Here is a 19,638-nt window from a genome sequence, read left to right as displayed (position 1 = left end):
CGGGTGCGTTGCGGCCAGCCATGGAGTTTCAGCCTTGGAATTCCCGGCCGGACGTACCGTGGAAAGTGAAAGGCATAATAGGCTGACGGTATGAGACGCGCGAAGATTGTTGCTACCTGGGGACCATCGATTGAGAGCTACGAAAACACCGTGGCGGTGTTGCAGGCCGGGGTGGACGTCGCCCGGCTGAACATGAGCCATGGCGACCATTCCACACACGCGAACAACCTGGAAAACGTGCGCAACGCCTCCCGTGAGGTAGGCCGCGCGGTGGGGATCTTCGCCGACCTGCAGGGCCCGAAGATCCGTCTGGGCCGGTTCAAGGACGACGCGAAGTACATCCTGGAGCCGGGGGAGCGGTTCACCATCACCACCGAGGACATCGAAGGGGACCGCAGCATCTGCTCCACCACCTTCAAGGGCCTGCCCGGGGATGTGCAGCCGGGGGACATGCTGCTGGTCAACGACGGCAAGGTCCAGCTGCGCGCCCTGCAGGTCGACGAGGTCAAGGTGCTCACCGAAGTCGTCGTCGGCGGGGAGGTGTCCAACAACAAGGGCATCAACCTGCCCGGCGTCGCGGTGAACGTGCCGGCACTGAGCGAGAAGGATGAGGACGACCTGCGCTGGGCGATCCGCGCCGGAGTGGACATGGTCGCCCTGTCCTTCGTGCGCAACGCCAGCGACATCCGTCGCGTGCACGAAATCATGGACGAGGAAGGCCGCCGCCTGCCGGTGATCGCCAAGATCGAAAAGCCGCAGGCCGTCGCCGCCCTGGAGGAGATCATCGACGCGTTCGACGCGATCATGGTCGCCCGCGGCGATCTGGGCGTGGAGCTGCCGCTGGAGGAGGTCCCGATGGTGCAGAAGCGCGCCATCGAACTGGCCCGCCGCTGGGCGAAGCCGGTCATCGTGGCCACCCAGGTGCTCGAATCGATGATCGAGTCCCCGACCCCCACCCGGGCCGAGGCCTCGGACTGCGCCAACGCGGTCATCGACGGCGCCGACGCGGTCATGCTCTCCGGGGAGACCTCGGTGGGCGCCTACCCGGTGGAGACCGTGGCCACCATGGCCCGGATCATCACCTCCACCGAGCAGCACGGCCTGGACCGCATCCCGCGGCTGGGCTCCAAGCCCAAGACCCGCGGCGGGGCGATCACCCGCGCCGCCGTGGAGATCGCCGACCAGCTCGATGTGAAGTACATTGTCGCGTTCACCCAGTCCGGTGACTCCGCGCGCCGCCTCTCCCGGCTGCGGCCGCACAAGCCGGTGCTGGCCTTCACCCCGCTGCCGCAGACCTACAACATCATGACCCTGATGTGGGGTGTGCAGGCCCGCCTGGTGGAATACGCCGACCACACCGACAAGATGACCGCCCAGGTCGACGAACGCCTGCTCTCCGAGGGGCTGGCCGAGGTCAACGACCTGGTGTGCATCGCCGCCGGTTCGCCTCCAGGGCAGGCCGGGTCCACCAACACCCTGCGCATCCACAAGGTCGGTGACCTTGCCGATGCCGGCCAGCTGCTGGACGGCAAGCCGATGCCGGACCGGGAGAAGGTCGGACCGTGGGCGCCGGAGAACGTGCGCGGCACCTCCATCTAGGCATAGCCGCCGACTCGGGCCGCGAGGTTTCTCACGGCCACCGGCCAGGGGCGCCAATCCTTTGCGGGAATGGCGCCCCTGGCCGTTTCCCGTGCTGCCGGGCCCCGGCCTTCGGCCCTGGCCTGCGGAGCCGGGCAGCAAGCCGTGCAGCGCGGCGTCCGCGCCCGGGGTGCGACGACGGCTCCGCCGCTGTGGCGCCACGGCACGATTTAAACGTCAAACGCGGCCACCGCCGGCAAGGCGATGGCCGCATGAGATTCGGTCCGCAGCGGCGGCGGGCTGTCTTGCGGTGAACCCGTGGCTGGGGTGGTCCCTACTTGACCTGATCGATCACGGTTTCGGCCACCTGGCGCATGCTCAGCCGGCGGTCCATGGAGGTCTTCTGGATCCAGCGGAACGCCTCGGGCTCGGTCAGCCCCATCTTGGTGATCAGCAGGCTCTTGGCCCGATCCACCAGCTTGCGGGTCTCGAACTGCTCGCTGAGGTTGCTGACTTCCTCCTCCAGGGCGCGCAGCTCGTCGTGCCGGGAGATCGCGATTTCGATGGCCGGGGTCAGGTCGGCCTCCGTGAACGGCTTGACCACGTACGCCATGGCGCCGGCCTCCCGGGCCCGGTCCACCAGTTCCTTCTGGCTGAACGCGGTCAGCAGCACGACCGGGCAGATGCGTTCCTTGACGATGGTTTCCGCGGCGCTGATCCCGTCAAGCACCGGCATCTTCACGTCCATCAGGACCAGGTCCGGCTTCAGCTCGCGGGCCTTCTCAATGGCGCTTTCCCCATTGTCGACCTCGGCCACTACCTCGTACCCCTCTTGGCGCAGGATTTCGACGATGTCCAGGCGGATCAGGGTCTCATCCTCGGCCACGAGTACGCGGCGGGCGGTGCCAGGCGTTTCGGCGGGGATCTTGGTGATGTCGGGCAGCTGGCTCAATTCGTTTCCTTTGTGTTCACACGGGCAGCAATTCTGGTCGCTCGCTAACGCCGGAAGGCAGATGCTGGGCGGGAAACCGGGGTTTCTAAGAACAGCCTACTTGCCTGGGGGCCAGTATGCCCGATGACGCGGAAGATTCGATTAGGAAATCCAAAATCCGTCCAGTACTATCGTAAAAGTGCCAGCCCAAGTGGCGGAATCGGTAGACGCGCCGCACTCAAAATGCGGTATCGAAAGATGTGTGGGTTCGAGTCCCACCTTGGGCACCTGGTGATGAAATCCCCTTCGCACGACCTGCGGGTTGCGCGGTGGGGATTTTTCGTGCCAGCAGTGCTTTGCACCGCATCCGCAGAAACGAAAAGCCGGCGGAAACCGCCTGTTAGCTTGATCATAGGACGATCCGGGTTCACCTGCGTGTCACCCGTTGTTCGCCAGATCTGGGTTGACTTTCCAGATTGACTCAGTGACAGGTAGTCATATGATTGAACTGGCTCGCGGCCATTGTGCCGTGTCGTTCACCGTGCAGATGGATCGATATCGCGGTGTGCTGAGCAGAAAACTTTCCCTTAGCCGTTCGACCCCCAGGCTGGTATTCAATGGATTTGACGCTCATCGTCGTCCTGGTCATTACCTTGGCGTTGTTCTTCGACTTCACCAACGGTTTTCATGACACGGCCAATGCGATGGCCACTCCAATCGCAACCGGCGCCATCACAGCGAAAAAAGCTGTGTTGCTCGCCGCAGCCCTCAACTTGGTAGGCGCGTTCCTCTCCACCGAGGTTGCCAAGACGATCTCCGGCGGAATCATCAAGGAGGGCGAGGGCGGCGTGCAAATCATGCCGGAAATGATCTACGCCGGCCTGATGGGCGCAGTGATCTGGAACGTGCTGACCTGGCTGTTGGGCCTTCCCTCCAGCTCCTCCCACGCATTGTTCGGCGGCCTGATCGGTGCGGCCATCGTCGGCGCCGGGCTGGGCGCCATCGACTACGGCGTGCTGATGAGCAAGGTGCTGCTGCCGGCGCTGTGTGCCCCGGTGATTGCCGGTGTCTCCGCGTACGTGTGTACGAAGCTGGCCTACGCCATCACCAAGCGTCAATCAGGCGCTTCGCCCAAGCGCGGCGGCTTCCGCTACGGCCAGATCTTCTCCTCCTCGCTCGTGGCACTGGCCCACGGCACCAACGACGCGCAGAAGACCATGGGCGTCATCACCCTGACCCTGGTTGCCGCCGGGATGCAGGAAGCCGGCACCGGCCCGCACCTGTGGGTCATCACCAGCTGTGCGCTGGCCATCGCGCTGGGCACCTACACCGGCGGTTGGCGCATCATCCGCACCATGGGCTCGGGGCTGACCGATGTGAAGCCCGCGCAGGGCTTCTCCGCGGAAGTGTCCACCGCCTCGGCGATCCTGGCCTCCTCGCACCTGGGCTTCGCCCTGTCGACCACCCAGGTCGCCTCCGGTTCGGTGATTGGTTCGGGCATGGGCCGCAAGGGCGCCGAGGTGCGTTGGGGTACCGCCGGGCGCATCGCGCTGGGTTGGCTGTTCACCCTGCCGGCCGCGGCAGTCGTCGGCGCGCTGGCCGCCCTGGTCATGCACCTGGGCAACGCCGGCACCCTGGTCGTCAGCGTGCTGGGCGCCGGAATCCTGCTGGTGTTCTGGGTGCTCTCGCGCCGTGACGTTGTCGGCCACGACAACGCGATCTCCGACATCGACTCCTCGGGTGCCGCAGTGAAGATCCTGTCGAAGAAGGAACGCCGCAAGCGCGAGAAGGCCGCCAAGGCCGCCGCGAAGGAAGCGGCGAAGAACAACGCCAAGAAGAATCCCACGCAGGGGGCCAAGAAGTGACCATCGACTGGGCAGCATTCCTGATCGTCGCGGTAACCACCTGGGTCGCCGCCATCCTCATCGTCAGCGCGTACTCGTTTGGCGTCCGCCTGCTGGCCGTCGCCCGCGATGACGACCGCCATGAGGACCTGAACCGCTTCGGCGCGTTCGCCTGCTTCGCCTTCTGCGGAATCGTGGTGCTTTTCGGCATCATCCTGATCGTGCCGGCCCTGAGCGCCAGCATCCTGGGCGTTTGAGCTAATTTCCCGCCTGAGTACCTTCACCGATGGAGGCACCCATAGACTGGAGCCATGACGAGCTTCAAATACTATGTGGGTGCCTCCATCGATGGTTTTATCGCCGATTCGGCCGGTGAAACCCGCTGGCTTGAACCCTTCGGCGACGCGCAGGGCGCGCTGCCCGGGTTCCAGAAGTTCTTCGACGAGGTCGGCGCGATCGTCATTGGCGGCCAGACCTACCTGTGGCTGGTCAAGCAGCTCACCGCACTTGAGCGGCCCTGGCCCTACGCCGGCAAACCGGTGTGGGTGTTCACCCACCACGAGCTGCCCTCCACTCCCGGGGCCGACCTGACGTTCGTGCGCGGGGACATTGACCTGTGGTCGCACGACATTGCCCGCAGCGCCGGCCAGCAGGACGTCTGGATCCTGGGCGGGGCCCAGCTGGCCGGACGGTTCCTTACCGCCGGGGTGCTCGATGAGCTGCAGCTGCTCACCGTCCCGGTGGTTCTGGGCAGCGGGGTGAGCGTCTTCGACACCAAGACCCCTGCCGACTTCACCCTGATCAACCGCACGGCCCACGAGAACGGGGTATTGGAGGACCGCTACCGGATTGCCGCCCCGTAGCCCGGCAGTAGCACCGCCCCCCTCCCGCACCTGACCTGCCCATGTTGCCGCTCCGGCCAGAGCCAAGGGCCTTCGGATGTGCCAAAGATTGCGTGGTTCGGGAAGTGAAAATGTCCCGAAGTGCAACTAGGCTGGCAGGTGTGAGTGAAACAACCAAAGTGATGTCCGAATCGGACCGACGACTGCTGATCATTGACGGGCACTCGATGGCGTTCCGCGCCTTCTATGCGCTGCCCGCCGAGAACTTCGCCACGAGCACCGGTCAGCACACCAACGCTGTGCACGGGTTCGTCTCCATGCTGCTGACCATGATCCGCCAGCAGAAGCCAACTCACGTGGCGGTCGCGTTCGACCTGGACACCCCGACCCTGCGCTCCCAGGAGTACACCGAATACAAGGGCGGGCGCAACAAGACTCCCGAGGAGTTCTACGGCCAGATCGACCTGATCCAAGAGGTCATGAAGGCGATGAACATTCCCAGCATCACCCTGGAGGGGTACGAGGCCGATGACATCCTGGCCACCCTGGCCCGGCAGGGTGAGGACGCCGGCTTCAAGGTGCTGGTCGTTTCCGGGGACCGCGACGCGTTCCAGCTGATCAACGAGGACACCCTGGTGCTCTACCCGAAGAAGGGCATCAGCGACATCCCGCCGATGGACGCCGACGCTATCGAAGCCAAGTACTTCGTCCGCCCCGAACGCTACTGCGACCTGGCCGCGCTGGTCGGGGAAACCGCGGACAACCTGCCCGGCGTGCCCGGGGTTGGCCCCAAGACGGCCGCGAAATGGCTGGGCCTGTACGGTTCGCTGGACGGGGTGCTGGAGAACATCGACTCCATCAAGGGCAAGGTGGGCAACAACCTGCGCGAGCACGTGGAGAACGTCAAGCGCAACCGGCGCCTGAACGAACTGCACCGCGACCTGGACCTGCCGGTCACCCTGGAAGAGTCCGTGCTGGAAAGCCCGAACCGCGAGGCCGTGGAAAACCTGTTCGACGCGCTGGAGTTCAACACCCTGCGCAAGCGCCTCTTTGACCTGTTCGCCGCCCAGGAAGAGGAGGTCGAACGCGAGGTCATTGAGTTCAACCTCACCGAGATCACCACCGCGCAGCAGCTGGACGAGTTCATCAAGGCCGCCAACGGGGCGAAGATCGCCCTGCAGCCGGCCGTCAGCGGCGGGGAAGCGGCCGCGCTGGCGCTGACCCACGGAACCGAGTCCGCCTGGATCAGCCTGACTGAACTGGATGAGCAGACCGACCGCGCGCTGGCCGACTACCTGGGGGATCCGCGCGCACCGAAGGTGCTGCACGATGCGAAGGCCAGCATGCACCTGCTGGCAGAACGCGGCCTGGACCTGGTCGGCGTCGTCGACGACACCTTGATCGGCGCCTACCTGATCCAGCCGGACCGGCGCAGCCACGACCTGGCCGACATCGCCCAGTACCACCTGAAGGCCACCGTCCCGGTGGTCAAGCCGGAGAAGAAGGGGCAGCTGGACCTGGGGATGGGGGTGGACCCGGAGCTGAAGAACGCCACCTTGGCGCAGAGCCAGGCCATCAACGAGCTCTCCGAGTACCTGGTCGGGCGCCTGGAGGAAAAGCACGCCGCACAGCTGATGAAGGACATTGAGCTGCCGCTGGTGCGGGTGCTGTTCGACATGGAGCGGGCCGGGATCGCGGTGGACCGCACGAAGCTGGATGAGCTCTACGACCACTTCACCACCCAGGTGGAGCAGTCCACCCAGGAGGCCTACGACGCGATCGGCCACGAGGTGAACCTCTCCAGCCCGAAGCAGCTGCAGGTGGTGCTGTTCGAGAAACTGGAGCTGCCAAAGACCAAGAAGATCAAGACCGGCTACACCACGGACGCCGAGTCGCTGCAGGACCTGCTGGTCAAGACCGGGCACCCGTTCCTGGTCGCGCTGATGGCCTACCGCGATGCGATCAAGCTGCGCCAGACCGTGGAGGGGCTGCGCAAGTCGATCGCCGAGGACGGGCGGATCCACACCACCTACGCCCAGACCGTCGCGGCCACCGGACGCCTGTCCAGCCTGAACCCGAACCTGCAGAACATCCCGATCCGCTCCGAGGAGGGCCGGCGCATCCGCGACGTGTTCGTCGTCGGCGAGGGCTACGACAAGCTGCTGACCGTGGACTACTCGCAGATCGAAATGCGCATCATGGCCCACCTCTCCGGGGATGAGGGCCTGATCCAGGCCTACCAGGACGGGGAGGACCTGCACCGCTACGTCGGCTCGCGGGTGTTCAACGTCAGCCCCGAAGAGGTCTCCAGCGAGATGCGCTCCAAGGTCAAGGCGATGAGCTATGGGCTGGCCTACGGGTTGAGCTCCTTCGGACTGTCCAAGCAGCTGAAGATCACCGTCGACGAGGCCCGCACCCTGATGAAGGACTACTTCGACCGCTTCGGCGCGGTGCGCACCTACCTGCGTTCAGTGGTCGACCAAGCCCGCAAGGACGGGTTCACCGAAACGATCTTCGGGCGCCGCCGCTACCTGCCGGAACTGAACAGCTCCGACCGCCGCCTGCGCGACATCGCCGAACGCGCGGCGCTGAACGCCCCCATCCAGGGCTCGGCCGCGGACATCATCAAGGTCGCGATGCTGCAGGTGGACGCGGAACTGGCGGCGGCCGGGCTGAAGAGCCGGATGCTGCTGCAGGTCCATGACGAACTGGTGCTGGAGATCGCCGAGGGGGAGCTGGAGCAGGTGCAGGCCCTGGTTACCGAACAGATGGGCAACGCGGCCCAGCTGCGTGTCCCGTTGGACGTGCAGCCCGGCATCGGCCACTCCTGGCACGAGGCCGGCCACTAGGGGCCGACGCAACCCCTAGCCGGTGTCCGATCCGGTCCCGCAGCCGGATCGGACACCGGGGGCGCACACCCCACGGGCCAGCGCTCCCACTGACCGCCCACCGCACCCTTCACCACCCCCAGCACCATCCACGACTCACGGCACCATCCACGATTCGACGGGCGGCACACCCGCGCGGCCCGCACCACGTCCCATCAACCGATGGAAGGACCCACCATGGACAAGCTGCACACCGAGCACTGGCAGGCCGACCAGCTCACCGAGCAAGAAATGGAACACCTGGACCGGTTCCACCGCGCCACCGCCCGCGGCTTCCACAGTCCAGTGACCAACGAGGACGCGGCCGAGCGCTGGCGGCAGATTACCGCGGCCCAGAAAATGCGGATGTCTCTGGTCTACGATCGGGGTGCGGGCAGCCCGGCGCTGCACGAAAACGAACCGGTGCACACCTATGGCGGCTTCCCGGGGCGGCTGAACGCAGGGGCCGGAACCGAATTGCCGATCTACAAGATCACCGCAGTCACGGTCAGCCCCAGCTACCGGCGCCGCGGCATCCTGGGGCGCCAGATCACCGAGGATCTGGGCTACGCGAAGCAGCAGGGCTACCCGTGGGCGGCGCTGACCGCCTCGGACGCCCGGATCTACGGGCGTTGGGGCTACGGCATCGCCAGCTACGAGAACCGCTTCGCGCTGGAGTGCACCGACGGCCTGAAGCTGCGCGAGCCGTTGCCCGGGCGGGCCATGGAAGTCAGCGCCGAGCAGATCGAACCGCACTTCGACGAACTCGCCGAACGCTGCATGGCCGGCACCTACGGTTCCATTGACGCCTCGGCGTTCGACCGCGGCTACATTCTGGGCCAGCTGGACGGGTGGGAGAATCTCGCCCCGGCCAAGGACGCGCGTCTGGCCGCGCACTACGACCAGCACGGAACGCTCGACGGGCTGCTCAGCTACAAGTACCAGAGCCGGGACTCCAAGCCCCGGGCCATGACGGTGCGTGGACTGCTGGCCCAGAACGCCGCCGCCCGGGTGGCCCTGCTCGAATTCCTGGGCAACCACGACCTGATCGGCGAGGTGCTTGGCGCCGGGCCGGTCGATGACCCGCTGCGCCTGATGCTGGCCAACGACCGCAACTACAAGGTGGAAGAGACCCGGGACGTGCTGTGGCTGCGGCTGCTGAACCCCGTCGCCGCGCTGCAGGCCCGCGCGTGGAGCCGGGACGGTTCCTTCGTGCTGGTGCTGCGTGATCAGCTGGGCCTGGCCGACGGCACCTATCAGGTGCGCATCGAGCAGGGCCGGGCAAAGGTCACGCCGAATCCCGCCACCGAACACCGGCTGCCAGAGCTGTTCATGGATGTTTCGATGCTGCCGCGGCTCTACCTCGCCAGCGCGCGGCTGGCCGATCTGGTGGACGTGGGCCTGGTGCAGTGTCGTTCAGACCGCGACCTCAACGAGCTGGAAATGCTGTTCGCCCAACCGCGCAGCGCGTTCACGCCCTACGAGTTCTAGGCCGAGCCGCGCCGGCATTACGTAGGACGGGGCGCCGCGCAATTGTGTCCAACAACACTTGCGCGGCCATCCACCGGATGTCGACGTGACTTTGACCGAGGCCTGTGCAAGCGCGTAAACTTGAAAAGTGTGTCATGGCTTTGCCATGTCCACTCGCTATGCAGTACACACCTCGAAATTCCGGGACTTCCGGAGTCTCGACTGACCATAAACTATCCACATCGGAGTCCCTACTACATGACCATCACCTCGAACGAGAAGCACAGCACCCCGGTCGTTGCCATCAACGACATCGGATCTGCTGAGGACTTCCTGGCTGCTGTCGACGCCACCATCAAGTACTTCAATGATGGTGACCTCGTCGAAGGCACCGTCGTCAAGGTTGACCATGACGAAGTCCTGCTCGACATCGGTTACAAGACCGAAGGTGTCATCCCTTCCCGCGAGCTTTCCATCAAGCACGACGTTGACCCGGGTGAAGTTGTCACCGTCGGCGACAACGTCGAAGCCCTGGTCCTGACCAAGGAAGACAAGGAAGGCCGTCTGATTCTCTCCAAGAAGCGTGCTCAGTACGAGCGTGCCTGGGGCGATATCGAAAAGATCAAGGAAGAAGACGGCGTCGTTACCGGTACCGTCATCGAGGTTGTCAAGGGTGGCCTCATCCTGGACATCGGCCTGCGCGGCTTCCTGCCGGCATCGCTGGTCGAGATGCGTCGCGTTCGCGACCTGGCCCCGTACATCGGCCAGGAAATCGAAGCCAAGATCATCGAGCTGGACAAGAACCGCAACAACGTGGTGCTCTCCCGCCGTGCATGGCTGGAGCAGACCCAGTCCGAGGTTCGCTCGACCTTCCTCAACAAGCTCGAGAAGGGCCAGGTTCGCCCGGGCGTTGTCTCCTCGATCGTCAACTTCGGTGCCTTCGTGGACCTGGGCGGCGTCGACGGCCTGGTGCACGTCTCCGAGCTGTCCTGGAAGCACATCGACCACCCGTCCGAGGTCGTCGAGGTTGGCCAGGAAGTCACCGTCGAGGTTCTGGAAGTGGACCTGGACCGCGAGCGTGTTTCCCTGTCGCTGAAGGCCACCCAGGAAGATCCGTGGCAGACCTTCGCCCGCACCCACGCCCTGGGCCAGGTTGTGCCGGGCAAGGTCACCAAGCTGGTTCCGTTCGGTGCGTTCGTTCGCGTCGAAGACGGCATCGAGGGCCTGGTGCACATCTCCGAGCTGGCCGTGCGCCACGTCGAGCTGGCCGAGCAGGTTGTCTCCGTGGGCGACGAGCTGTTCGTCAAGGTCATCGACATCGACCTGGAGCGCCGCCGCATCTCGCTGTCCCTCAAGCAGGCCAACGAGGGTGTCGACCCGGAGGGTACCGAATTCGATCCGGCTCTGTACGGCATGGCCGCAGAGTACGACGAAGAGGGCAACTACAAGTACCCGGAGGGCTTCGATCCGGAGTCGAACGAATGGCTGGAGGGCTTCGAGACCCAGCGCGCCGCTTGGGAAGCACAGTACGCTGCTGCCCAGGAGCGTTGGGAAGCTCACAAGAAGCAGGTTGCCGAGGCCATGAACGCCGACGCCACCGCCGAGCCGACCGCTGCCGAGCCGGCACCGGCTTCGTACTCCTCCGAGGCACCGGCTTCCGATTCCGGAACCCTGGCTTCGGACGAGGCACTGGCTGCCCTGCGCGAGAAGCTGACCGGCAACTAATTGCCGCGTAGCGTCCAGCGCTAGCTGAACGACGGCGGGTTTGTCCCTGATACCAGGGGCAAACCCGCCGTCGTCGTTTAATCGGACGCCTCGTGCCACCGCGGCGGGCTGCGCAGCTCCTCCGAAATGTTGACGAGCCGCGCCGCAAAGTCCTCCTTCCGGGCCTTCTTCCCCGCTTCGCCAAAACTAGTCTTGATTTAGGGAACTCCCAATTAAACGGGGATCATGAACGAGAGGCAAAGGGGCCGATGGGACAGGAAACCGAGATGGCAAGTATCCTGGCGCGCACCGAGAAGGTCAGCGTCCCGTTCCGGCGCCTGAGCGAGCAGGAGTGGGGCAATGTTCCGCGCAGCGTCCCCAACTGGATCTTAAGCCTTGGCACCTGGCTGCCGGTACTGGGGTTGCTCATCTGGCTCATCGGCTGCCGCGGGCATGACCTTCCCTGGCTGGCGCAGGGCTGGTGGGGTGGGCTCACTGCCGCCGTCGGTGCGGTGGCGGTGATGGTGGCCAGCGGACGCCAGGCGCCCTGGGTTGCCGCGGCCACCTGCCTGGCCCTCGTGGCCTGGATGCCATGGCCGCCGCTGGAACAGCGGGTCCTTGCGCTGGGCGCCGGATGTTTCGGCCTGCTGGGTGGGCTCGGAATGCTCAGTGGCCTGCGTTTCACCAGAAGCTTGCGTACCTGGCGACGTGAAGCAGTGCAATCCGTGATGGTTGAGAAGAGTTTGCTGCAGCACACCGCCGCCCGGAAACAAGTGGCCCCGTGGCTGGCCAAACTCTCCGCGGCCGGATTCGTGTACGGCTTGGCGAGGGTTGGCTTCGACTATTTCACCGATGCACAGCAACAGGTGGACCGGATCCAGACACAACATCTGCAAACCGCTGCCTATGGGCTGATCGGGCTCGCGTTCTGGGGATTGCTGGTGCTGGTGCGTTTCGCCGCCCAGCGATTCGTCGGGCCCCTGGTCCTGCGGATCCCGGTCGGTGGGGGACAAGGCGGCGCGATTCACCTGGGCGCACTGAGCGGAGTGGTGGCGCGCTCGGAAGCCTCCGAGGAGGACTGCAGGTGCGGCGCACCTGCAAGCAACTTTGAGGCAGCCGCCGAACCGGAACACGACGATCCCTGGCTGGCCGAGTTCGTACCGGTCCACGAAGAATGTGCCCGGCACGGGGTGCAGGCTGTCAACAGCATGAGCAGGCAGGAGTTTGTGCGCCACGCCCTGAACCCGTGGGTCTGGGCAGAGCACGTGAACGACCAGCTGATTCCCGCCGGAACCGAGCTGGAGGTGGTGGGGCTGAGCGGGTGGGACTGCCGCCCGTTGCCGGTGGACAGTGGCCCGGTTTCCACACTTGGGTCACCGCAGGGCCGTTTGGCGCTGTACCCACATCGGGTTTCGGAGGTGCTGCGCCGCAACAGGCGCACCGTACGCTGGCGGGCGCGGCGCGATGTGTCCCTGGAACCGGTGGTGTGGCAGGGGCAACCGGGCAAGGAACTGGATCGCATCCCCCTGACCGGGGTCGGGATTGACGGCAGTGCCGTGCGGGTTGAGGGGCGGCGGCCCTACCTGCTTCCGCACCGCCAGGCGGGCTGACCACGCACCACGGCCGAAGACCTTCATCGCGTCGGCGCGCGACGGGCAGCCAGCAGTGCCAGCGGCAGGGGAGCGGGTTGCCCTATGGGGGAGGAGCGACCGGGTCCGCCGGCCGGAACAGGTCGCCGAGCCGGTAGTTGATGGAATTGCGGCGGGGAAGCTGCAGCGGATCCTGGAATTTGGGCAGGATCACCTGCGGCACCCCGCCGTTGGAGATGACTTTGAGCAGCCCGGCATGCACATCGTGGTGGTGCTTCGTGCACATGGTCGCGGCCCACCGCACGGCGGTGACTCCGCCATCCTTCCAGAACCTGATGTGGTGGATCTCGCAGTGCTCCACCGGCACTTTGCAGCCCGGGACGATGCATCCGCGGTCCCGGGCCTTGATCGCCCGGGCCATGGGCAGCGGGTATTCGCGCTGGCTGCGGCCCACATCGAGAATTTCCCCCTTGCCGCCCAGCGTCATCGGGATGATTCTGGCCCGGGCCAGGATTCGGCGCAGGTCGGTGGCCGACAGTTCCAGCCCGTGTGCGGTCAGTCCGTGGGTTTTGGCTTCGCCGCGCAGCTCGGCCAGTGTCAGGTGCACCATCACCAGGGGCCGGACCAGTGGCGGCAATGCAGCCCGCTTTTGGGCCTTGCCCTTGGCCTTGCGTTGGCGGCGCGAGTGGTCGCGCAGGATCTTGTCGATGTCCAGGCGCAGGAACCCGAGCAGGGCCTTGAGCCGGCGCTGTGGGACATTGGCGGCCACCGAGCTGATCGGGCCGCTCTGCGCCGCTTCCTCTGCGGTGACAAAGTCCGGGCGATCCTCGGCGTCCGGAGCCGGCGCAGATCCACTCGGTGTGCCAGCTTCCGCGGGATCGTCGAGCACACGGCTGTCGTTCCCGGCATCGGTGCGCGGATTATCGGCCTGGGCGATCAGTGATTCGATCAGTTCCGCGTCGCCGGGCAACAGCCGCAACGCATAGTTCACCAGCCCGTTCTTCGCCCCGGTCCGGAACAGGCCGGTGGCCGTGACGGGATCGAGCTGTTCGGTGGTGGTCCGCGCCTGCTTGAACAGCTGGTTTAGTTTCTTGCTGCGCGTGGCCGGATTGGGTTCGGCAACCAGGTTCTGGGCGATGTCTTCCACGGTGGCGCCCTCCGGGGTGAGCACCGGTGGCAGCGGCTGCTCGGTGCCTTCGGCGACGGGCTCCAAGGTGGCCAGCCGTCCGGCCGCGGAGATCACCGGTTGGGGCGGCAGAGAGGCGTCGTTGAATTTCGCGGCCAGCTTCGGGAATTGGGGGTCGACCGGCACGCCGGCGTCATCGAACCGGCCAATCAGTTGCCGGGCTGCGTTCACCCGGCGTTTGGCCTCGTGGTAGTCCAGCGGCAGCCAACCGGCCAGGAATTCGGCCGGGTCCTTGAAGGTGGGCCGACCCAGCGCGTAGCGGGCCGCAACGTCGGCGGAGTCGGGGGCCGCCGGGGATGCCTCGTCCGTGGCGGTGTCCGGGGAATCGCAATGATCGCGCAACACGTCCAGCTCCCGGGGATCCAGGCAGTGCAGGGCGTGGCGCTCGGCCAGGTGGGCGCACAGGATCTTGAGGCGGGCGATGTGGTCCCCGGCGCTTTCGGTGCTGCTGGCCAGCCGAACGGCGTAGCGGGGATCGGCGTTCGCCTGGGCGGCCTGGTGCAGGGCTGCGGGCAGGGAAGTCATGAGCTGGCACAGCGCCGCGGCGTCCTGGGCGCTGAGCCCGGCCGGTTGTCGCAGGTGCGCGGCGATCTGTTCGACCGCCTGGCGCAGGTTGTTGTTGCTCATGGCCCCAGTGTGCGCCGTCAACCCGCGAGGCGGCGGCGGGCAGCGAAAGATGTGGATAACTCTTTTCGTGTTCCCGTGCCCGGTGGTTGCCGGGCCCGGTGGTTGGCGCGGCATGGCGTTCCGGTGCCCAGCGGTGCCGGGCCACATGCCCCGGTTTAGTGCCGCTGCCGGGTGGCCTGCACCACCGTGAACTTGGAGTTGCGGGCCAGTTGGCGGACCGGGCCGATGCGCCGGGTGATTTCCCCGCGGTAGCGCAGGTGGGAGTTGTAGACGCACAACAGCTGGCCGCCGTCGGCGAGCACCCGGGCCGCCTCATCAAGCAGCTTCAGCGCGATCCCGGCATGCACCGTGTTGCCCATGTGGAAGGGCGGATTCAGGGTGATCAGGTGGGCGCTGGCGGCGGGCAGCCGGGACAGCCCGTCATCCTGCACGACGCTGATGCGCCCGCCCAGCCCGTTCAGCGCCGCACCGGCGGCGGTGGAGGCCACCGCGGAGGCCGAATGGTCCGAGGCCGCCACCCGCAGCCCGGGGGTGGCCAGTGCCGCGTAGATCCCGATGCTGCCGTTGCCGCAGGCCAGGTCCACCAGTTCATCCTGTCCGGAAAGATCCGGCAGGTGCTCCAGCAGCAGCCGGGTGCCCGGATCCAGCCGGGCCTGGCCGAAGGTCGCCGCGGAGGCGCGCAGCGTAAAGCGCCGGCCGTTGACTGTGTGGGTGGCCTGCGCCGGAAAGCTGGGCACCGGCTGGTGCGGCAGCGGGGTGCGGGCGGTGAGTACGCGGGACTTCTGCCGGGCCAGGGACACGTCGAGCCGGGCGAAGCGCGCCTGCAGGACCTGGTTCATGGAGCGGTTCATGTGCTTGATGCGCCCCCCGGCGTGCACCACCACCTCCGGGTGGGCGTGTTCCGCGATGAGCGCGGCGAATTCGTCGAGCACATCCAGCCCGCGCGGCAGGTTCAGCAGCACCAGTTCGGCATCCCGCAGCGCCGTTCCGGGGTCCAGCAGCTGCAGCCGCTCCAGCCACTGCGGGGCCAGGCGCTGCAGGTTGGCGGTGATCGCACGCTGGGCGGTGAGCGAATCGGTGTGCACCAGCACCCGTTCGGCGCCGGCGGCCAACGCGCCCAGGCTGAGCGCGCCGTAGTGGTCGTTGAGCACGCTGACCGTGCCCGGCCAGCTGTGCACGGTGTCCAGGATCAGCCGTTCGGCCGCGTCCACGGCGTGCAGGTTCTCGGCCTCCACGTCCGGGTAGCGGCGCAGGGCGTCCAGCAGCTCGCTCATCGCCCACCGCCCTGGGGCACGTCCACCCAGTCGTGGCCCTGCAGCTGCCCGTGCAGGGCGCCGGAGGAGAGGGTGGCCAGCTGGCGCTGGAACTCGTCCTCGGCGCCGGGCTCGTCGGCGATCGCCACCTGCAGCAGCGCACCCTCGACCTGCCAGTCGGTGGCGCCGAGCTGGTAGCCGGCGGCGCGCAGATCGTTTTCGTAGCGTGCGGCCTGCGAATGCGCGGCGGGCACGGCCAAGCGCAGCATCCGCTGCCGGGTGACCAGGGTGGCCGCGTCCAGCGCCTTGGAGACGGAGTCGGAGTAGGCGCGCACCAGCCCGCCGGCGCCGAGCTTGATCCCACCGAAGTAGCGCACGCACACGGCCAGCACGTCGCTCAAATCGGTGCCGTGGGTGGTTTCGCGTTTGGTCAGCGCCTCCAGCATCGGGATCCCGGCGGTGCCGGCCGGCTCCCCGTCGTCGGAGGAGCGCTGGGTCATCCGGTCCGCGCCGAGCACGAACGCGCTGCAGTGGTGGCGGGCGTCGAAATGCTGCTTGCGCAGCGCGGCAATGAGCCCGCGGGCGTCGGTTTCGGAGGACACCCGGTACAGGTAGGTGATGAAGCGCGAACGCTTGATCTCCACTTCGTGCGACAGGTCCGCGGCCAGGGTGGTGTACCGACTCGCCACCGAAACGTTGCTGTTCATCTGACTTAGTTTATAGGGTGGAGTTCTAGACCTGAGGCCATTCTTACTTAGCGGGTGTCATGATTCATGTGGGACTGACCGGGGGCATCGCCTCGGGCAAATCGGCGGTGGCCGCGCAGCTGCTGAAGCTGGGCGCGGTGGTGATCGATGCCGATGCGATCGCCCGGCAGGTGGTGGAGCCCGGGACCCCGGCGCTGGAGCAGATCGGGCTGGCCTTCGGCTCGCAGGTGTTCGCCGAGGACGGCAGCCTGGACCGGGCCGCGCTGGCCGCGGTGGTGTTCGCCGACGCCGGAGAGCGCGAGAAGCTGAACGCGATCGTGCACCCGGCGGTGCGCGCCGAGGCCGAACGCCTGCGCGCCGCGGCGGTGGCCGACGGCGCCGAGGTGGTGGTGGAGGACATCCCGCTGCTGGTGGAAAGCGACCAGCACCAGCGTTTTGACAAGGTGCTGGTGGTCCAGGCCCCGCACGATGAGCGGATCCGGCGGATGATGGAGGACCGCGGCTGGGACCGGGCCGAGGCGGTCGCCCGGATGGCGGCCCAGGCCACCGACGAGCAGCGCGCGGCCGTGGCCGACGTGGTGATCCACAACGACGGGAGCATCGAGCAGCTGAACGAGAAGGTCACCCGCGTCTTCCGGAACGGGTTCAGTGCATGAAGCTGACCCTGCGGATCTCCAAGTGGGTGATGCTTGCCGCGTTCGCCGTCGCCCTGGTGCTGTGGCTGGGCTTTGGCGGGCGCAGTGAGTTCGTCGCCTCGAACGGGCCCTACTCCCCGGTGGTCTACGTTTCCGGGTGGCTGGCGCTGCTGGGGCTGGCCGCGGCGACCGTGCTTACCGCCGGCTTCTTTGGCTCGATGATGTCCAACACGGCCAAGCGGGCGATCATCCGCGGCGGGATGCGCCGAGGGCGATAACGGGTGCCGCGCGGGGGTGCGGCTCGTTATGCTGGGTGCATGAGCCTTGCACAGCCGATCAAGCGCGTCGTCGCCCCCTTTGAAGTCATCAGCGAGTACCAGCCTGCCGGGGACCAGCCGCAGGCGATCGCCGAGCTGGCCGAACGCATCAAGGCCGGCGAGAAGGACATTGTGCTGATGGGCGCCACCGGCACCGGCAAGTCCGCCACCACCGCCTGGCTGGTGGAGCAGGTGCAGCGCCCCACCCTGGTGATGGTGCAGAACAAGACCCTGGCCGCGCAGCTGGCCAACGAATTTCGTGAACTGCTGCCGAACAACGCGGTGGAGTACTTCGTCTCCTACTACGACTACTACCAGCCCGAGGCCTACGTGCCGCAGACCGATACCTTCATCGAGAAGGACTCCTCGATCAACGAGGAGGTGGAGCGGCTGCGCCACTCGGCGACGAACTCGCTGCTCACCCGCCGCGACACGATCGTGGTCGCCACCGTCTCGTGCATCTACGGCCTGGGCACCCCGGAGGAATACGTCGCCGGGATGGTCACCCTGCGCCGCGGCATGCAGCTGAACCGGGACGACATGCTGCGCCAGTTCGTGGCCATGCAGTACACCCGCAACGACATGGACTTCCACCGCGGCACCTTCCGGGTGCGCGGGGACACGGTGGAGATCATCCCGATGTACGAGGAGCTGGCGGTGCGCATCGAGTTCTTCGGCGACGAGGTCGACGCGATCCACACCCTGCACCCGGTGACCGGGGAAGTGGTGCGGGAGGAGGACGAGATGTACGTGTTCCCGGCCAGCCACTATGTGGCCGGTGCGGAGCGGATGAACCGGGCGATCAAGTCGATCGAGGATGAGCTGGCCGAACGGCTGGCGGAGCTGGAGCAGCAGAACAAGCTCGTCGAGGCCCAGCGGCTGCGCATGCGCACCACCTATGACCTGGAAATGATGGAGCAGATGGGCTTCTGCAACGGGATCGAGAACTACTCGCGGCACATTGACGGGCGTGAGGCCGGTTCGGCCCCGCACTGCCTGCTGGACTACTTCCCGGATGACTTCCTGCTGGTGATCGACGAGTCGCACGTGACCGTCCCGCAGATCGGGGCGATGTACGAGGGGGACATGTCCCGCAAGCGCACCCTGGTCGAGCACGGCTTCCGGCTGCCCAGCGCCATGGACAACCGGCCGCTGAAGTGGGACGAGTTCCTGGAGCGGATCGGGCAGACGGTGTACCTCTCTGCGACCCCGGGCAAGTACGAGCTGGGCAAGTCCGACGGGGTGGTGGAGCAGATCATCCGCCCCACCGGCCTGGTGGACCCGCAGATCATCGTCAAGCCGACCAAGGGGCAGATCGATGACCTGCTCGATGAGATCCGGGTGCGCGTGGAGCGCGACGAGCGCGTGCTGGTGACTACGCTGACCAAGCGGATGGCCGAGGACTTGACCGACTACCTGACCGAACACCAGGTCCGGGTGCAGTACCTGCACTCGGATGTGGACACGATCCGGCGGGTGGAGCTGCTGCGCGAACTGCGCATGGGCTCCTTCGACGTGCTGGTGGGCATCAACCTGCTGCGTGAGGGCCTGGACTTGCCCGAGGTGTCCCTGGTGGCGATCCTGGACGCGGACAAGCAGGGCTTCCTGCGCTCGGCGACCTCGCTGATCCAGACGATCGGGCGTGCGGCGCGCAACGTCTCGGGTCAGGTGTTCATGTATGCGGACAAGGTGACCGACGCGATGGCCCAGGCGATCGAGGAGACCAACCGGCGCCGGGCGATCCAGCAGGCGCACAACGAGGAGCACGGCATCGACCCGCAGCCGCTGCGCAAGAAGATCGCGGACATCACCGACCAGCTGGCCCGCGAGGACGCCGACACCCAGGAGCTGCTGAACAACAACCGGCTGGCCAAGGGCGCCAAGCGCAAGTCCGCCCCGGTGCGCAGCGACGGGCTGGCCGCCGCCCCGGCCGAGGACCTGGTGGGGATGATCGAGCAGATGACCGAGCAGATGCATGCGGCGGCCGCCGAACTGCAGTTCGAGCTTGCCGCCCGGCTGCGCGACGAGGTCTCCGAGCTGAAGAAGGAGCTGCGCCAGATGAAGGGCGCCGGGCACGCCTAGCGCCAC

Annotated in this window: 15 protein-coding genes and 1 tRNA gene; 12 read left to right on the top strand and 4 right to left on the bottom strand. The window is 66.6% G+C overall.

All coding sequences use genetic code 11. The features are described 5' to 3' along the window. Positions 1-90: 90 nt before the first annotated feature. A complete protein-coding gene (gene pyk, locus GcLGCM259_RS08875; protein WP_138926384.1) occupies positions 91-1,599 on the top strand; it encodes a pyruvate kinase in 1,509 nt (502 codons plus the stop codon). 313 nt (positions 1,600-1,912) lie between these two features. Here the strand turns inward: pyk and GcLGCM259_RS08870 are convergent, their stop codons facing one another. Continuing rightward, on the bottom strand, positions 1,913-2,530 hold the full coding sequence (locus GcLGCM259_RS08870; protein WP_171021256.1) for an ANTAR domain-containing response regulator: 618 nt from the start codon (positions 2,528-2,530) through the stop codon (positions 1,913-1,915). Between the two features lie 184 nt (positions 2,531-2,714). Between GcLGCM259_RS08870 and GcLGCM259_RS08865 the strand changes: the two genes are divergently transcribed. The 8 genes from GcLGCM259_RS08865 to GcLGCM259_RS08830 all read left to right on the top strand — a co-directional run bounded on the left by GcLGCM259_RS08865 (position 2,715) and on the right by GcLGCM259_RS08830 (position 12,846). Next, positions 2,715-2,796, top strand: a tRNA-Leu gene (locus GcLGCM259_RS08865). A 330-nt stretch (positions 2,797-3,126) separates the two neighbouring features. Further along, positions 3,127-4,374, top strand: a complete 1,248-nt coding sequence (locus GcLGCM259_RS08860) for an inorganic phosphate transporter (RefSeq protein WP_138177871.1) — start codon at positions 3,127-3,129, stop codon at positions 4,372-4,374. Further along, on the top strand, positions 4,371-4,610 hold the full coding sequence (locus tag GcLGCM259_RS08855) for a hypothetical protein (protein ID WP_138926383.1): 240 nt from the start codon (positions 4,371-4,373) through the stop codon (positions 4,608-4,610). Before GcLGCM259_RS08860 ends, GcLGCM259_RS08855 begins: the two co-directional genes overlap by 4 nt. Positions 4,611-4,664: 54 nt before the next feature. Further along, positions 4,665-5,216, top strand: coding sequence for a dihydrofolate reductase family protein (locus GcLGCM259_RS08850; protein WP_138926382.1), 552 nt, complete (start codon positions 4,665-4,667; stop codon positions 5,214-5,216). Between the two features lie 206 nt (positions 5,217-5,422). Further along, the gene (polA, locus tag GcLGCM259_RS08845) at positions 5,423-8,044 is read left to right on the top strand and encodes a DNA polymerase I (protein WP_246049875.1); all 2,622 of its coding nucleotides are present in this window, start codon (positions 5,423-5,425) and stop codon (positions 8,042-8,044) included. 216 nt (positions 8,045-8,260) lie between these two features. Beyond that, entirely contained in the window at positions 8,261-9,553 is a 1,293-nt protein-coding gene (locus GcLGCM259_RS08840) for a GNAT family N-acetyltransferase (protein WP_175419374.1), read from the top strand. Positions 9,554-9,790: 237 nt separating this feature from the next. Beyond that, positions 9,791-11,257: a 30S ribosomal protein S1 gene (gene rpsA / locus GcLGCM259_RS08835; protein WP_138177861.1), complete on the top strand. Its 1,467-nt coding sequence runs from the start codon at positions 9,791-9,793 to the stop codon at positions 11,255-11,257. A 266-nt stretch (positions 11,258-11,523) separates the two neighbouring features. Beyond that, a complete protein-coding gene (locus GcLGCM259_RS08830) occupies positions 11,524-12,846 on the top strand; it encodes a hypothetical protein (RefSeq protein WP_138926379.1) in 1,323 nt (440 codons plus the stop codon). Positions 12,847-12,928: 82 nt separating this feature from the next. Here the strand turns inward: GcLGCM259_RS08830 and GcLGCM259_RS08825 are convergent, their stop codons facing one another. The 3 genes from GcLGCM259_RS08825 to GcLGCM259_RS08815 all read right to left on the bottom strand — a co-directional run bounded on the left by GcLGCM259_RS08825 (position 12,929) and on the right by GcLGCM259_RS08815 (position 16,598). Continuing rightward, positions 12,929-14,638, bottom strand: coding sequence for an HNH endonuclease signature motif containing protein (locus tag GcLGCM259_RS08825; protein WP_175419373.1), 1,710 nt, complete (start codon positions 14,636-14,638; stop codon positions 12,929-12,931). Between the two features lie 155 nt (positions 14,639-14,793). Beyond that, on the bottom strand, positions 14,794-15,912 hold the full coding sequence (locus tag GcLGCM259_RS08820) for a class I SAM-dependent methyltransferase (RefSeq protein ID WP_138926377.1): 1,119 nt from the start codon (positions 15,910-15,912) through the stop codon (positions 14,794-14,796). Continuing rightward, complete coding sequence (locus GcLGCM259_RS08815; RefSeq protein WP_138926376.1) at positions 15,909-16,598, bottom strand: YigZ family protein; 690 nt, start codon at positions 16,596-16,598, stop codon at positions 15,909-15,911. Before GcLGCM259_RS08815 ends, GcLGCM259_RS08820 begins: the two co-directional genes overlap by 4 nt. A 59-nt stretch (positions 16,599-16,657) precedes the next feature. On the opposite strand from GcLGCM259_RS08815, the gene coaE reads away from it, so the two are divergent. From coaE to uvrB, 3 genes are read left to right on the top strand one after another with little or no spacing between them, the layout of a single operon-like run. Further along, positions 16,658-17,254 (top strand): dephospho-CoA kinase, encoded by a 597-nt coding sequence (gene coaE, locus GcLGCM259_RS08810; protein WP_138177849.1) that lies wholly within the window; start codon positions 16,658-16,660, stop codon positions 17,252-17,254. Next, complete coding sequence (locus GcLGCM259_RS08805) at positions 17,251-17,511, top strand: hypothetical protein (RefSeq protein WP_138926375.1); 261 nt, start codon at positions 17,251-17,253, stop codon at positions 17,509-17,511. Before coaE ends, GcLGCM259_RS08805 begins: the two co-directional genes overlap by 4 nt. A 39-nt stretch (positions 17,512-17,550) precedes the next feature. Beyond that, complete coding sequence (uvrB, locus tag GcLGCM259_RS08800) at positions 17,551-19,632, top strand: excinuclease ABC subunit UvrB (protein ID WP_138177845.1); 2,082 nt, start codon at positions 17,551-17,553, stop codon at positions 19,630-19,632. The last annotated feature ends 6 nt before the right edge of the window (positions 19,633-19,638 follow it).

Source organism: Glutamicibacter creatinolyticus (genome assembly GCF_006094275.1).
GTDB lineage: Bacteria > Actinomycetota > Actinomycetes > Actinomycetales > Micrococcaceae > Glutamicibacter > Glutamicibacter creatinolyticus.
This window is presented reverse-complemented; position numbering and strand designations above follow the sequence as displayed.